The organism is Chitinophaga sancti, from assembly GCF_034087045.1.
Classification (GTDB): domain Bacteria; phylum Bacteroidota; class Bacteroidia; order Chitinophagales; family Chitinophagaceae; genus Chitinophaga; species Chitinophaga sancti_B.
This window is the reverse complement of record NZ_CP139247.1, coordinates 3355249-3370931: the sequence shown is the minus strand read 5'-3', so window position 1 is coordinate 3370931 and position 15683 is coordinate 3355249. Positions and strand designations below refer to the sequence as shown.

Genomic DNA, 15683 nt, shown 5'->3' with positions numbered 1-15683 from the left:
TTTTTCAGCATCATACCTCCAAACTGACTACCTTGAAATATTTTTTACTCCTATTATTGCTACCCATATTATCAACCGCCCAGACAAACGAGGATTATATCCGGCTGGTGAAAAAGGTGGATACCCCACGTACTTATTTTTCATTGCCCAACAGCAGTGCCAACAGAGATCAGGTGCAGGTGCAGGGAGATCTTTCGGACCCTGCATCCATGCGCAGGATTACAGTAGGCAGGAATCAGATATTGGTGATCACCAGGGCCAGAAGCCTCACCTTTTCAGGCAATTTTACAACCAGTGCAGCGCTGAGCCAGGCCAACCGTCTTCCCGCCCTGCAACAGCATTACGCCCAGGGACTCAATAATCAATATATCGGTCCGGAAACAGGTACCCTGTTCAGTTATGGACCTGCTATTTCTTCGCTTGAATATGATGGCAGTAACTATGCCTGGGACAACAACGGACAACTGGTGACGAAAGGCAGCGGCAACGGAAAGGCCGCCAATGTATATAATAACAGTATCCTGAGAACAGGCATGACCGTTACAAACGACATCTCTGTCAAAGTAAGCTATTTCGCGTTAAGGGGCAAACCATGGGACCTATACTTAAAAGCCGGTCAGGAAAATGATAAAAGTATTATCAGGCAAAATGATAACCTGCGCCAACATGGAGGACTGGCACTAAGTCATGAGATAAATAATAAAAAACTCACCCTTAAATATGATTATGGGGTAGATAGGTTTGACTATGCTAACAGGAACAGATTGCTGAACAGGGTGTATCAATATTCACTATTGACACCTGTGAGTTTTCAGAATGCACAGGGCACAATGATCGGCAATACGCAGCGTAGTTATAGCAAAGGTGCAGACAATCCACTGTTTTTACTACAGGATCATGATAATGGTTATAGCAGACGATTCCACAATGCCAGTTTTAAACTGGAAAATAACACGGAACAGATTTCATATAGTCTGACACCATCTATTCAGGCCTATCGTACTACCAGTACAGAAGCTTATGCACCAGGTACTACCGGGTTCACAAATGGCAATATCACCCGCAGACAGCAAAATGACCTGACTTTCCAGGCAAGGGGCAATGTAAGATTTGAATTGCCGACGATACTATATAAGCAGACATATTCCTGGATTAACCTGAGCTATAACTATGCACATGTACACACAGATATCTGGTACCTGGGATTATTGCCGGAATATAAATATAATCGCAGCACACATGAACCAATTCTAAGTTATAATACAGGATTACGCACCTATACTGACTGGGAATTCAACATGGAACTGGGCAATAAAGTATACATCTCCAATACTGCAAACAGACAAAGTTTTTGGCTGCCTCTTGCTGCTCTCAGCGCAAAGAAATCAATGAAGATCGGAAGCAAATGGTCCTCAGCTAAATTAACATCAAATCTACATCATTTCAACAGCGAGTTGCCCATCAATCAGTCAGTAGCAGCTATTAACCTGTTCAATTATTCCACTACGACGGCAACTGGTTTTTTGCCTATCATGGAAGCAAGCCGCTTTACCGGTTTACAACCTGTTTATCACCGGGAATGGTCCAATGACCTGGAGGTTAATTATAGCGCCTTCAACCTGAATGCATCCTATTATATACGTGCTACCCGTCATGATGTATTGCCTGTGATCAGTAACAATACGATCCTGCTCCAAAATGTAGCAGATCACGTTACCAATGGGTTGGAAGTTCAACTCGCACATGGCAACAGGTTCCGGATAGGTGGAAAAACGATCAATTACCGGAACACCCTTTCGTTCAGCACGTATAAAAACCGTATTCAATCAGTGAGCGATGGGTATAACTATACGCCTACTGCGGGTTTCAGTGATGTATATACAGCTATTGTAGCAGGCGCCCCTTCCAATGTGATTGTGGGTAGCGCCTACCTGCGCGATGCCAATCATCAGATTGTGACGGGCACAGATGGCAATCCTGTTGTAGATCCTCAACTCAGGGTATTGGGTAATCCGAACCCGGATTTCATGCTGGGCATGGGCAATTATCTCTCTTACAAATCGCTTTCGCTCAACCTAAGCTGGATGTGGAAAAAAGGAGGAGAAAAGTGGAATGGTACAGCTGCCATGCTCGATTATTACGGACGCTCTGCCAGCTCTGCCACACAACGAAAATCAGAAACTACGCCACAAACACCGGTAGCGGAAAACTATATAGCACGTGCAGATTTTATCCGCATCAATAATATCTCCGTTTCGCTGGACCACAGCTTCAGAGGGTATGTGAATAAACTGAAGGTAACGGCATATGTGCGCAACCTGCTGATCTGGACACCTTACAAAGGCGTTGACCCCGATCAGTCATTGCTCGAACCGGGCAACACCACCGGCCTTGATTTTTTTAACCTGCCAGCGACTACCAACGCAGGTATTGAAACATCCATTTCATTCTGATACCATGAAGAAAATAATAAGCTCCATTATATTTTTCCTGTTCCACCTGTCTGTACAGGCACAGGTACAGGATTATGCAACGTCCAAAGAAAAAGTGTACCTGCAAACGAACCATGTGTACTTTGTACCGGGAGAAACAATCTTCTATAAAGCATATGTAGTAGATGCGCAAAAAAATACACCGACACTGACCAGTACTATTCTCAATGTAGATATCATTAGCCCGGCAGGCAGTGTCCTTGCCCAACTGAAACACCCTATTACCATTGGTTATTGTGAAGGAGGGTATAAATTTACCGACGACCTGCCCGGAGGTATTTATAAGATAAAGGCATATACCACCTGGATGCAGAATGAAAAAGACAGTACATGGTTTACAAAATCTGTTACCCTGCAAAAAGTGATCGCCCCTAGGTTACTGCTAAAACTGGATTTCCCTGAAAAAGGCTATGGGCCGGGCGATACTATCCGGGCAAAGTTCTCCGTACGCACGCCAGACAACCAACCTTTACGAAATTATACCGGCCAGTTCACCATCAATATTGAAGGTAAGCAGTACAAAGCAGATAATTTCAAAACAGATACCGCCGGCAAGGCCACCATCAGTGCAGTACTACCTGCATCACTCAGTACGAATGACGGGTTGCTCAATGTAACGATCACCAACAGTGGTTTTACTGAATCTATTTCAAGGAGTATCCCTATTGTGCTGAATAACATTGACCTTCAGTTCATGCCGGAAGGAGGCACTTTTGTAGCGAACCTGCCTACAATATTAGCATTCAAAGCAATTAACGAATATGGCAAACCTGTAGACGTACACGGTACGATCAGTGATGACAAAGGCCAGCAGGTGGCTACATTTGCCAGTTATCAAGGAGGTATGGGCTGTATCCCTTTTACACCTGCTGCAGGCAGGAAATATTACGCACTCGTATCTGGTAAAAAATATCCAATACCGTTGTCCACCCCAACCGGCATCGTACTCAACATGCTGCATAAGAATGGACAACTGTATGCCAAAATAAGTTCGACTGCCGCAGAAGACATTACACTCACTGCCACTGTGCGGGAACATGTTTATTACACGACCAATGCCAGCATACACAGCGGAGCGCAATTAATTAAAATCGATACGGCAGATTTCCCGACTGGTATTGCCAGGTTCACCCTGCGTGACAGCCGCCGGCTCAAAGTAGCAGAGAGAGTGATATTCCTGAATAAATACAATGTGCTGCATGTAAACATCACGACAGACAAAACCAGTTACCAGCCAAGGGAAAAAGTAAAAATGACCCTTACCACTACGAATGCCGAAGGCCTGGCTATTCCAGCCAATATGTCCCTGACTGTTATTGACGATAAGCTGTGGACCATGGCTGATGACAAGCAGGATCATATTCTTTCCTGGTTGCTTATGAGCAGTGAACTACGCGGTAAGGTAGAAGAACCCCAGTTATATTTTAAACAGGATGAACCCAAAGCTGACAGTGCGCTTGATATGCTGATGCTGACGCAGGGTTACCGTTACTTTGCATTTACAGATATCGTCAACAACGGTAACAGGCTTGCTTTCACTCCTGATAAATTAAATATCCTGAGTGGTATGGTGACAGATAGTAAAGGCATGCCAGTAAAAAGTAAACTTTACCTGTTTAATCTAAGCAGGCATACCGGTGTAGTGAGAAGGATCCCGGCCAACGGTCAATTCTTTTTCTCTGATGTAGACGCCGGCACTGATTATTGCCTGATAGGCGAAGCAGAGAACCATAGAGATACACTCAATATCAATGTTTCTCAAAATGGTATTGGTTTTAATAAACAGGAAGCGGGCATGTTTAAACCGCTGAAAACAGGGTTGAAAGAAAGTGTTGCAACATATCCTTCATTGGTCATCAACGACCTGAAATGGGCAGATGATAGCAAAGCCCTGAATGAGGTGGTGGTAACAGCATTAGGTATCAGGAAGGAAAGCAGGGCATTAGGCTACTCTGTCAGCATTATAAATGCGGAAACACTCCTGACTCCCGGTTCAATAGCGTCGGCATTGAATGGGAAAGCAGCAGGTATAAAGATTACAACAGCCCCCAGCAATCCCGGAGACGGAACCAGGGTCCAGATACGTGGCATCAATTCATTAAACACGAATAGCCAGCCATTGTATATTGTGGATGGTGTACCAACTGAGCTGACCGATATCAACCAGTTCAATCCAAATGATATAGAATCGCTCACTGTATTGAAAGATGCCTCCGCCACAGCTTTATATGGTGCCAGGGGTGCAAATGGCGTGATATTGATCTCAACCAAAGATAAAAGGTATGCAGACAGGATTCGCATATCACTGGGGAAATCGTATAACTACTCCTTTAAAAAAATCAAAACTCCGGGTCTCAATGAGATCTTTACACAGGTGCCTGTTTTCTATGCACCTAAATACCTCACACCGGAAACCAATGAAAGAAATGATTTCAGGGAAACGATCTACTGGAATTCTACCATACAAACAGACAGAAATGGTAAAGCCAGTGTAGAGTTTTATAATTCAGATGCCAGTACCACCTTTAGAGCTATTACAGAAGGCATTGGCTACAATGGTGCTATTGGCAGGGCAGAACAAACCTATGCCGTACACGATGCTGTGAGTGTGGATGCCAAAATTCCGCCTTATATCAATGCAGGTGACAATGTGAAGATCCCCATCGTGTTAAAAAACTATGGCTTCAGTGACATCGTGGCACGTGTACATATCCAATTGCCTCCTGAGGTAGATGGCGATACTACGCTGAAAGAAGTACCTGTGACAAAAAATGGAGATGCCCGGTTGTATGTCGAAGTAAAACCTCAACATGCCATGTCTGGCAATATCCGGATCAATGTGAATAACCAGGCGATCTTCCTGCCATTTACGGTCGAAGAAAAAGCATTCCCTATGCATGTGGTCTTCTCCGGAAATCAGTCAAAGGATACGTCCTTTACTTTTTCTGGTGTGGGGGGATTTTTCAACCCGGAAATGTCACTTGAACTACATACCGTAAGTGCACAACTCATGGATGGTATAAAGAGTATGCTGCGTGAGCCCTATGGTTGCTTTGAACAAACATCCAGCAGCACCTATCCGAATATCCTCATTTTGCAGTTGCTGAAAAATGCCGCCAAACGGGATGATGAGCTGGAAAAGACAGCAAGAGGAATGCTGGAAAGAGGATACGACCGACTGATCAGTTTCGAGACTTCAGAGAATGGGTTTGAATGGTTTGGAGCTGCTCCTGCACATGTGGCACTCACTGCCTATGGATTAATGGAATTCACTGCCATGAAAGATTTTATACCTGTAGACAAGGCGATGCTGGCCAGGACAGAAAAGTTCCTGTTGGACCACCGGGATGGCAAGGGAGCATTCAAACCCTCTCCGGGAGGCTATGATCAATTCCGTGCCGTACCTCCTGCTGTTGCCAATGCGTACATTGTGTATGCGCTGTCACAAACAGATGCAGGAAAGCAGATTCCATTAGAATATGCAACAACCCTGAAAGCTGCGCAGGCAAGCAACGATGGCTATCAGTTAGCTATCATGGCACTGGCGGCAGACAACCTGCATAAAACAGATGATTTTAATGACCTGATGCAGCGATTGGATAAATTGTTCAAAGACGGCCAGGTAACCGCCCGCACAACTGTAGTCGGTTCACAAGGCATATCCCTATATGTTGAAACAATGTCCCTGTACGCTATGGCATTGATGCGCGAGCCAGCACCCCGTAAGGCGCGGATTGCGCAACTGATTTCCACCATTCTTACCAAAAAGAGTTATTATGGATTTGGCTCTACACAAGGTACTATTATGGCCTTGACAGCAATGGTGGCTTACAGCAATATGGAAAAATCAGTTGGGGATGAGAAGGGCACTATTACGCTGAATGGGCATGTTCTTCAACCGGGTGCAAGCGTATCTACGATGTACCTGAATCAAGAGAATAACTTTGCTGTGAAATACGCGGGTCCGGAGGGAATACCTTACACTTTCCGCTGTGATTATTTTACCAACATTCCTCCTACCAGTGACAAGGCTGTAGTGAAATTCCAGACCATGCTCAGTTCACACAGCGGGAAAGTAGGTGAAACCCTGCGCATGAATATCAATGTGACCAATACCAGTCGTGAAGCACAAGGGATGGCTGTGGTAAAAATCGGTATTCCCGGGGGATTATCCTTACAACCCTGGCAGTTGAAAGAATTGATGGACAAAGAGCAGGTAGCCTATTATGAGATATTTGACAACTACCTCGTATTCTATTGGAGAGGTATGGAAGCAAAAGAAACGAAGAAAGTAGCGCTGGATCTCAAAGTAGAGGTACCGGGAAGTTATCAGGGTAAGGCAGGTGCGGGTTACCTGTATTATCAGCCAGAAGATAAGTACTGGCAACCGGGAGAGACAGTAGATATTATTCCTTAAAAGAGGGAACCTTATGGCCTGGTCATGGTTGGATTTTCTTCCGGCCATGACCGGCTTTTTTTTGTGTTAACAGCAATCAATTTGCAGCCTTTCTGCATAACTTTAGTCAGAAGATACACCATTGTTACTTTGTTACCCCACACCCCAATTAAGTCTATGCATATAACCCAACACAGCACCTCGCTCGCCACGGCACTACAGTGCCCCAATTGTGGGCGGTTATACAACATCGGCGATGTACAATCTTACGCTACCTGCTGTAATCAGCCGCTTTTTACCCGTTACAGGCTGGACCAGCCTTTGCACCAGGTTGTTGACATCAATTACCACACCATCTGGCGATACAACCGGTTACTCCCCGTTTTTGAAGAACAAAACATCGTTAGTCTGGGCGAAGGCGGTACGCCCTTGTATACCCTCTCTGCCCTCAGCCATCAACATGAGGTGAACATCCAGCTCAAGGATGAAAGCGTGAACCCGACCGGCTCCTTCAAAGCCAGGGGTATCAGCGTGGCTGTGTCTAAGGCCAAAGAGCTGGGTATCAACCATTGTATCATTCCCACAGCGGGTAATGCCGGAGGAGCGCTGAGTGCTTATTGTGCCAAAGCTGGCATGAAAGCGACGGTGGTCATGCCCCGCCATACGCCGCTCACCCTGCAGACAGAATGCCGCATGTATGGTGCAGAGCTCATTCTTGTAGATGGGCTGATCAGTGATTGCGGGCGGCGCGCCCAGCAACTGGTAGCACAAACCGGTGGTTTTGATATGTCTACGCTGAAAGAGCCTTACCGGCTGGAAGGCAAGAAAACTATGGGGTACGAGATTGCCGAACAGTTTCACTGGCAACTGCCTGATGTCATCATCTACCCTACCGGTGGCGGCACCGGATTGATTGGCATGTGGAAGGCATTTGCCGAAATGAAACAACTGGGTTGGCTGACGGGCAAACTGCCCCGGATGGTGGTAGTACAATCTGCGAATTGTGACCCGGTGGTACAACTGTTCCAGCAGGGCGCCATTCCTACCGATTTCTGTGCTACGCCTTCTATTGCCTACGGGCTGGCAGTACCTACACCATTTGCCAAAGACCTGATGATGGATGTATTGCAACAGAGCAATGGTACAGCACTCACCGTGACAGAAACAGAAATCACTATCGGGATGCGCAACATTGCGTCAACAGAAGGGTTGTTATTATCACCGGAGGGCAGTGCGACTTATATGGCCATGCAGCACCTGGTCGCAGATGGCTGGATCCAGGAAGGAGAAAATGTGTTGTTGTTTAATACCGGGTCCTGGTATAAGTACAGATCATAGTTTGCTGTCGATCAGTTTCACCAGTTTATTGAACTCCGCTTCTTCATAGCCAAAGCTCTGGTAGATGATCTTGCCTGCAGGATCAATGACTACATTCCTGGGAATACCGTTTGGTGCGAACAGGGAGAAAATGCTTCTGTCCAGGTCGGGGAGCAGGGGGAAAGTAAATCCTTTCTTTTCCCTGAACGGGTCTAGTTTTTCCCAGCCCTCTTCCCTCCCGAATACAATAAAAGCAAACTTTGGGTTGTCTTTGTGTTTTTCCCATACCTGCTTTTGTGCGAGCGGGAGTTCCTGGTTGCAGGGAGGGCACCAAGTGGCAAAGAAGTTGATCAGCACATATTTACCCTTATAATCCCTGATATTGGCTTTTTTACCCTTTTCTATCTCAAAGGAAAAGGAAGGAACCTGTTGGCCGATAATGGTCCTGAAATCACCAATTGGTGGGTCTGTTTGTTGGGCAAAGGTATGGAGGGAGCAGATTCCCAATATGAAAAGGAGAAAAGCGTGCTTCATGATGGACAAATATATAACTTTGTAGCATGCCTATTCCGGAAAAAATACTATCACGCAAGGATGAAATCACGGCAGTATTTATGCAACTGGTGGATGCCCACCTGGATGACCTGCTACAGGGCCGGACAGAAGAACGGTACAAACCGAGTGACTTTGCAGCCCGTATGCATATTGCACCGGTACACCTGACGAATACCATCAAATTAACATTGAATACTTCTCCCTGTGAGATCATGGAAGACAGGGTCATTCTTGAGGCCAAGAAAATGTTGGAAACTACCACACTCAGCGTAGCGGATATCGGGAATACATTTGGGTTTCCGGAGCCGACCAACTTCAACCGTTTTTTTAAAAACCTGACGGGTATAACCCCACTGCAATATCGCAAAAGCAAAATACTGAAGTATTGATCATTTTCGCTGGTCTGGTTGTTGATACCTTTGTTTTACAAAAATCGACATCATGATAGCATTTATCACCGGCGGCAGCCGTGGATTAGGGAAGGATATGGCATTGAGCCTCGCTAAAAAAGGCGTGGATATTATCCTTACGTACAACAGTAATAAAACAGAAGCAGACGCTGTAGCTGCTGAGATACAAAAACTTGGACAACGTGCAGCTGTATTGCAATTGAATACAGCGATTGTTAGTTCCTTTGATCACTTCATCACTACATTTACAGCTATCCTGAAAGATACATTTCAGGCTACACAATTCAATTACCTGATTAACAATGCGGGCATTGGTCTGCACGCCAGTTTTGCAGAAACAACAGAGGCGCAGTTTGATGAGATAATGAATATTCATCTCAAAGGACCGTTTTTCCTCACACAGAAATTATTACCACTGCTGGCTGATGGTGGAGTGATCATCAATGTGTCTACAGGACTGGCGCGGTTTACGATTCCGGGTAGTAGTGCGTATGCGGCTATGAAGGGAGCAATAGAAGTATTGACACGTTATCAGGCGAAGGAGTTGGGTAGCAGGGGGATTCGGGTGAATACGATCGCACCGGGTGCGATACAGACGGATTTCGGTGGTGGTGTGGTGAGAGATAATGCTGAGTTGAATAAGATGGTGGCAGCTAATACGGCATTGGGCAGGGCTGGTGTGGCAGAGGATATAGGTGAGGTTGTGGCGTTTTTATGTAGTGATCAGGCGAGGTGGGTGAATGCACAGCGCGTGGAGGCGAGTGGGGGGATGTTTTTGTAAGTCGACACTGGATGAGTTACGAAAAAGACATGCCAGGTGTAATCTCGAAAAATAACAAAGCGGGGGCATTTCACATTTCGATGAACTGCCCCCTCTTCCTTTAATGCTCTATCGCCTCACCCTTCCTGAAACTATACAACAAATAAAATAACGCAGGCAATATCAATATACTTCCCAACAACAACGCCATACCCAGTGAATGAATCGTCTTCTCCTGTCCGGCATGCTCCAACAAAGACAAATACTTCCCTCCTTTTAAGATCACAATATTCGGATAGTGCCGGATCGTTATCGCCAGTAAGATCATCGTGACCTGAAAACCTGCCAATACACGAATGATGATAACCTTACCTTTTTTCAGCAACAAATACCATAATAGCACAAGTGATAATACTGCCGTAATAATGGCAATGATCCCGATCGGATTATCAAACATCCATTTATCCAAAGGGATGTTCTCTGCATGTGCCGCCCAGAATACCAATGCCCCAAATACCGCTGCCGCCACATTCATCTGCCTGGCCTTCCTGATAAAACGTACACGACTGTTATCGTCATCAGTTTCGCCAATGATGAATATAGCCGCGAGATAACCACAGATCGCTACGGTAAAAAATCCAACTGTAACAGAGAACCAATTGAACCAGGTATATACATACGCATGCAGAAAATCATTTGCCCCCGGATCTATTCTACCAGATACCGCACTACCTGCGATCACCCCCAAAAAGAAAGGCGTGACGAAACTGGAATATACAAAGATGCGGTTGTACACCTTTTGCATATTATCCTTCACAGCATCGTAGTGTCTGAAGGTAAATGCCGTACCACGGGCAATGATGCCAAACAGCATGATCACAAGTGGTATATGCAGGTGTGTGGATACGGTCGTATAAATTTCCGGAAAACCTACAAACAATACCACGATAGCAATGATCAGCCACATATGGTTGGCTTCCCATATAGGCCCGATGGCCTGGTACATGGTATTGCGTGTATATGCCTTGTTCTTTTCCGAAGTAAATAATTCTATGATCCCTGCACCAAAATCAGCTCCTCCCAACAATATATACAACAGGATGGCAGCCCATAAATAAGCCATTACTACAAATATCATAAAGCAGGCGTTTGAATATCATAAATCTCAGGTACCATGCGGATCTGTCTGTACAACAGGAATGTCACGATCAGGGACAATGAAATATACACTGCTGTAAAGATGTAGAAGGAATAAACAATCCCCGGCATGGGCGTCACTGCATCAGCCGTCCGCATCACACCATTTATAATCCATGGTTGTCTGCCGACTTCCGTCACTGTCCAACCAGCTTCTACGGCAATGAATCCCATCGGTGTGGCGATGACGAACAGGCGTAGCAACCACGACATTCTGAGCCAGCTCTTTTTCTTGATAATGGCTACGAAATAACAAACGGAGATCAACAGCATCACCATCCCCAATCCCACCATGATCTGGAAGGCGTAGTGTGTAATTGCAACCGGGGGCTGATCATTTTCAGGTATCTGATCCAACCCTGTTACAGGGGTATGGAAATCATTATGCACCATAAAGCTCAGTAAACCGGGTATTTCAAGCCCATATTTCACCTCTTTTGCCACTGGGTCTGGTATACCCCCAATTACCAGCGGAGACGCTGCTTCGGTCTTAAAATGGGCTTCCATAGCAGCCAGCTTTGCAGGTTGTCTGCGTGCAACGTCTTTTGCAGAGATATCTCCGCTCAGTGGTTGCAGCAGGGCTGCTATACAGGCGAATAAAGCGGGTATTCTGAAAGCGGTGGTATGAAAGGCGATGTTCCTTTTTCTTAAGATCATGAGGGCATGGATACCAGCTACAGCAAAACCGGTTGCAGCAAATGCCGCAATACACATATGCAGTGCCTGTGAAAACCAGGCGTCATTGAACATCGCTTTGATCGGATCTATATTCAGGTATTGTCCATTTACGAAATCGAATCCTGCCGGACTGTTCATCCAGGCATTGGCAGCAACTACCAGGATACCGGATACTAACCCGCTGATACCTACAACCACACCGGTGATCCAGTGAAACCAGGGATTGAATCGTCCCCAGCCATAGAGGAAGAAACCGAGAGCGATCGCTTCGATGAAAAAGGCGGTACCTTCTAAGGAGAAGGGCATGCCGAAGATCGGGCCGGCGTGCTTCATGAATTCAGGCCAGAGAAGGCCGAGTTCGAAGGAGAGTACGGTGCCGGATACAGCGCCGGTGGCGAAGAAAATGGCTACGCCCTTGCTCCATGCACGGGTGATGTTCTTATAGATATCATTGCCTGTGCGGATGTAGAGGAAGTGAGCGACGGCCATAAAGAAAGGCATGACCATGCCTATACAGGAAAAGACAATATGAAAACCTAACGATAAAGCCATTTGTGATCTGGCTGCTAGAAAATCGTTCATTGGCGCAATGAGTTATTACGGGTCAAAGCTACTAAATCTACATTATGAGGGGATGATAAAAGTCATATTAGATTATTCTGACCTGCGGCAGCAGGGAAGATGGGCTTATCTACTCCGCCACTATCGTCCTCGTCTGCACACTATGCGCACTAAAATACCCCAATGCTCCCCCTGTTATATTCGTTACCGGATTTGCCGGCGTAGCACTCTGTCCCTCTCCTGTCGCACCCGCATCCAGACTATACCAGTATTTATACACCACGGGATCTATACACTGCATCTCTACCGAGACCGTATCCCCCGCCTTTATCTGCTTATCATCATCATCACTGTCACTACTGAACGATACCAGCTGTATACTCAAACTCTTCCCATCTGTATTCTCATCATTCCTTACAAATATAGTACTCTCCTGCACCCCATTGTGCCACTCCACAAAATGATAGGAATTCCCCTTCCCTTCCGGATCTGTATAATACACTGCCGGCACCCTTCTGGTCTCGCCAAACACCACCCTATCTACCAAAGCCAGGCTATCAAAATGCACCTCCCGCGGCATGGTGGATACCGCCGTAAATGTATCCGTACCTATCTGCACATACATACTATAACTATGCCCCACCCTTCCTTTGAACCCCGTAGTTGTATACACCCCGGCTGTAGCCGTTTCCTGCAACTCATACTCCGTCGCATTATCAGCAGTAATAGTCACCGTAGCCCCACTTACTCCTTCAAAGGTATTATCCTCATTAAAATCCATCGTCTGTGATATCTTCACACTCACACCATTCACATCATCCGTGACCACCCCCTCTATCACATATTTCTTCGCCGCATTATTCAAATCAATATCGATCACCTTCTGACAGGCGCCAAAAACAAATATGATCGCGATATACAACAACTGTTTCATCTCCACTAGAATTTAAAGTTGTATGAAATAGAAGGTACAAACCTGAACAATGACGTCCTCACGGCCTCCGTCTTATTCGGATCATCCTTACTCTGCCTGAAGGTAATGGTATACGCATTCTCTCTGCCATACGCATTATACAAACTGAAAGCCAGCTCTGAAGAATACCTGCCCCGCTTGCGCAACTGCTTTGTCGCTCCCAGATCCAACCTGTGATAAGCCGGCATACGATAGCCATTCCGCTCCGTATAGTAATAATACACTGTATTATTGATCAGGTATTTACCACTGGGAAAAGTTACTGCATCACCCGTATAATACACCCAACTGGCACTCAGGGACCATTTTTCATTCAACTGGTACATGCCCACTACTGCAATATCATGGGTTCTGTCCTGTCGCGCATTATACCATTCCCCATTGTTAATCCCATCTATCTTCCTTTGTGTCTTTGACAATGTATAACTCACCCATCCGGTCAGTCTGCCAGTCTTCTTTTTTAACAGCCACTCTATGCCATACGCCCTCCCTTTCCCAAATAACAATTGTGTTTCAATCGCATCATTATTCAGCACATCTGCCCCATCCCGGTAATCGATCTGGTGCTGCATGGTTTTATAATAGGTTTCTACTGTCAACTCATACTTATTCCCAGCCAGGTTTTTATAATAACCCAATGATACCTGGTCTGATATTTCCGGTTTGATAATGTTCGTACTCGCTACCCAACGATCGGTAGGACTGGAAGATGTACTGTTTGCAATCAGGTGCAGGTTTTGCACATTGCGTGCATAAGAAGCTTTTACTGAAGAAATATCCGTGAGCTTATAACTAACTGCCAGCCGGGGTTCCAGGTTAATATAGGTTTTCACAAACTCGCCACTCTTATAATGCAGCGTATCCAGTATATTCCCATCTGCATCTATATTAAAAAAATCACCGGCACCCAGTATACTGAATGCCGTAAGGCGTGCGCCATACGATAAATCTAATTTATCCGTTGCCTTCCACACATCAGATACATACACGGCATTCTCCCATGAATACCGCTGTTGCAAACGGGATGAATTAAAATTAGATAACTGTGAAGATGTGATCTCTCCCGGGCGCATGGTATGATAAATCGTATTGAAACCAATACGCAGGTTATGTCGCTGGCTGATATAATATTGTAGTTCCTCCTTCAGGTTCCAGTCACGGATCTGCGAGAAGATATTCACATCGTTCGCCCCACTCTTTACATTGATCTTATAATTGTAATTACTAAAGATCAGGGAGGTGTTGGAAAACATTTTGCTACTGTAAATATGGTTCCATCTCAGGGTACCAGTGCTATTCCCCCATTTCAAACCAAAGTTATTGCCCACAACCAGGTTATCCGCCCCGAAATACCCGGAGGCAAACAAACGATCCCGTTTGCCCAGCTGGTAATTCAGCTTGGCATTGAGGTCATAAAAATAAAGGCTGTTATTCCTGATAGAGGAGTCATTTGATAAACGCAGGAAAAGATCTACATACGTTCTTCTGGCAGATACTAAAAAAGAAGACTTGTCCTTTTGCAAAGGTCCTTCTATATTTACTTTGGAAGAGATCAACCCAATGCCCCCACTCACATTATAATCCTGGTTATTGCCGTCATTCATCTTAATATCCAGTACAGACGAAAGCCGGCCACCGTATTGAGCAGGCATGCCTCCCTTGTATACCGTCACATCTTTGATGGCATCAGAATTAAATGTAGAAAAGAAACCAAACAGATGCGAAGCATTGTACACGGGTGCTTCATCCAATAAAATCAGGTTCTGGTCTGCCGCCCCGCCCCGTACATAAAAACCACTGTTGCCATCGCCGGCTGATTTAATACCTGGTAGTAACTGGATCGTTTTCAACACATCCTTTTCTCCCAACAGTACCGGAATATTCTTCATCTCCTTTGTCGTCAGTTGTTCCATACCCATTTGGGGGGTACTAAGATTACGTTGCCTGGTATTGGCAGTAATCGTCACCGACTTCAATGATTGTGCAGCATCGTCCAGCGAAATATTCCTGATCGTATGCCGTGTCAGCGCAATTTGCTCCTGTACCGGTTGCAACCCCACCGTACTGAACTCTATGGTATAGGTCCCTGTGGGCAGGGTAAGGGAATAAAAACCATACTCATTGCTGACAGTTCCGATGGATTGACCTGCTACGTGCACTGTAGCACCAATAATGGTTTCCCCGGTTTTCTTTGATCTGATGGTTCCGCTGATAGTAAATTTTGCCTGTGCAATCGCTCCTAAACATGACAATAACACACAACAGGTAATGATAAGAGACTTACTCATATTCATTTATGTGGCAGTGCTTCCGCGTCCGAAAGTACTGCCTATCGGGTTTTATT

At 45.5% G+C, this 15683-nt stretch carries 10 protein-coding genes; 5 read left to right on the top strand and 5 right to left on the bottom strand.

The window, feature by feature from the left end:
• The first annotated feature begins 32 nt into the window (after positions 1–32).
• From SIO70_RS14025 to SIO70_RS14015, 3 genes are all read left to right on the top strand, one after another.
• Complete coding sequence (locus SIO70_RS14025; protein ID WP_320581484.1) at positions 33–2453, top strand: hypothetical protein; 2421 nt, start codon at positions 33–35, stop codon at positions 2451–2453.
• 4 nt (positions 2454–2457) lie between these two features.
• Positions 2458–6909: a TonB-dependent receptor plug domain-containing protein gene (locus SIO70_RS14020; RefSeq protein WP_320581483.1), complete on the top strand. Its 4452-nt coding sequence runs from the start codon at positions 2458–2460 to the stop codon at positions 6907–6909.
• Positions 6910–7065: 156 nt separating this feature from the next.
• On the top strand, positions 7066–8226 hold the full coding sequence (locus SIO70_RS14015) for a threonine synthase (RefSeq protein WP_320581482.1): 1161 nt from the start codon (positions 7066–7068) through the stop codon (positions 8224–8226).
• On the opposite strand, the gene SIO70_RS14010 is transcribed toward SIO70_RS14015, so the two are convergent.
• Complete coding sequence (locus tag SIO70_RS14010) at positions 8221–8739, bottom strand: TlpA disulfide reductase family protein (RefSeq protein ID WP_320581481.1); 519 nt, start codon at positions 8737–8739, stop codon at positions 8221–8223. The two genes, SIO70_RS14015 and SIO70_RS14010, sit on opposite strands and share 6 nt — an antisense overlap.
• 26 nt (positions 8740–8765) lie before the next feature.
• Between SIO70_RS14010 and SIO70_RS14005 the strand changes: the two genes are divergently transcribed.
• Together SIO70_RS14005 and SIO70_RS14000 are read left to right on the top strand one after the other, a co-directional pair.
• The gene (locus SIO70_RS14005) at positions 8766–9149 is read left to right on the top strand and encodes a helix-turn-helix domain-containing protein (RefSeq protein WP_320581480.1); all 384 of its coding nucleotides are present in this window, start codon (positions 8766–8768) and stop codon (positions 9147–9149) included.
• A 52-nt stretch (positions 9150–9201) separates the two neighbouring features.
• A complete protein-coding gene (locus SIO70_RS14000) occupies positions 9202–9951 on the top strand; it encodes an SDR family NAD(P)-dependent oxidoreductase (RefSeq protein WP_320581479.1) in 750 nt (249 codons plus the stop codon).
• A 100-nt stretch (positions 9952–10051) separates the two neighbouring features.
• On the opposite strand, the gene SIO70_RS13995 is transcribed toward SIO70_RS14000, so the two are convergent.
• The 4 genes from SIO70_RS13995 to SIO70_RS13980 all read right to left on the bottom strand — a co-directional run bounded on the left by SIO70_RS13995 (position 10052) and on the right by SIO70_RS13980 (position 15627).
• Positions 10052–11068, bottom strand: a complete 1017-nt coding sequence (locus SIO70_RS13995) for a cytochrome d ubiquinol oxidase subunit II (protein WP_320581478.1) — start codon at positions 11066–11068, stop codon at positions 10052–10054.
• On the bottom strand, positions 11065–12387 hold the full coding sequence (locus SIO70_RS13990) for a cytochrome ubiquinol oxidase subunit I (RefSeq protein WP_320581477.1): 1323 nt from the start codon (positions 12385–12387) through the stop codon (positions 11065–11067). Before SIO70_RS13990 ends, SIO70_RS13995 begins: the two co-directional genes overlap by 4 nt.
• 109 nt (positions 12388–12496) lie before the next feature.
• Positions 12497–13300 carry a DUF4249 family protein gene (locus SIO70_RS13985; RefSeq protein ID WP_320581476.1) on the bottom strand — a complete coding sequence of 268 codons (804 nt, stop codon included), beginning with the start codon at positions 13298–13300 and terminating at the stop codon, positions 12497–12499.
• A 5-nt stretch (positions 13301–13305) separates the two neighbouring features.
• Positions 13306–15627, bottom strand: a complete 2322-nt coding sequence (locus SIO70_RS13980) for a TonB-dependent receptor (protein WP_320581475.1) — start codon at positions 15625–15627, stop codon at positions 13306–13308.
• Positions 15628–15683: the final 56 nt, after the last annotated feature.

Bases quoted from the DNA above. Each gene is read 5' to 3' on its own strand.
- SIO70_RS14020 (WP_320581483.1), top strand. From the start codon at position 2,458: ATGAAGAAAATAATAAGCTCCATTATATTTTTCCTGTTCCACCTGTCT.
- SIO70_RS14015 (WP_320581482.1), top strand. From the start codon at position 7,066: ATGCATATAACCCAACACAGCACCTCGCTCGCCACGGCACTACAGTGC.
- SIO70_RS14010 (WP_320581481.1), bottom strand. From the start codon at position 8,739: ATGAAGCACGCTTTTCTCCTTTTCATATTGGGAATCTGCTCCCTCCAT.
- SIO70_RS14005 (WP_320581480.1), top strand. From the start codon at position 8,766: ATGCCTATTCCGGAAAAAATACTATCACGCAAGGATGAAATCACGGCA.
- SIO70_RS14000 (WP_320581479.1), top strand. From the start codon at position 9,202: ATGATAGCATTTATCACCGGCGGCAGCCGTGGATTAGGGAAGGATATG.
- SIO70_RS13995 (WP_320581478.1), bottom strand. From the start codon at position 11,068: ATGATATTTGTAGTAATGGCTTATTTATGGGCTGCCATCCTGTTGTAT.
- SIO70_RS13990 (WP_320581477.1), bottom strand. From the start codon at position 12,387: ATGAACGATTTTCTAGCAGCCAGATCACAAATGGCTTTATCGTTAGGT.
- SIO70_RS13985 (WP_320581476.1), bottom strand. From the start codon at position 13,300: ATGAAACAGTTGTTGTATATCGCGATCATATTTGTTTTTGGCGCCTGT.
- SIO70_RS13980 (WP_320581475.1), bottom strand. From the start codon at position 15,627: ATGAGTAAGTCTCTTATCATTACCTGTTGTGTGTTATTGTCATGTTTA.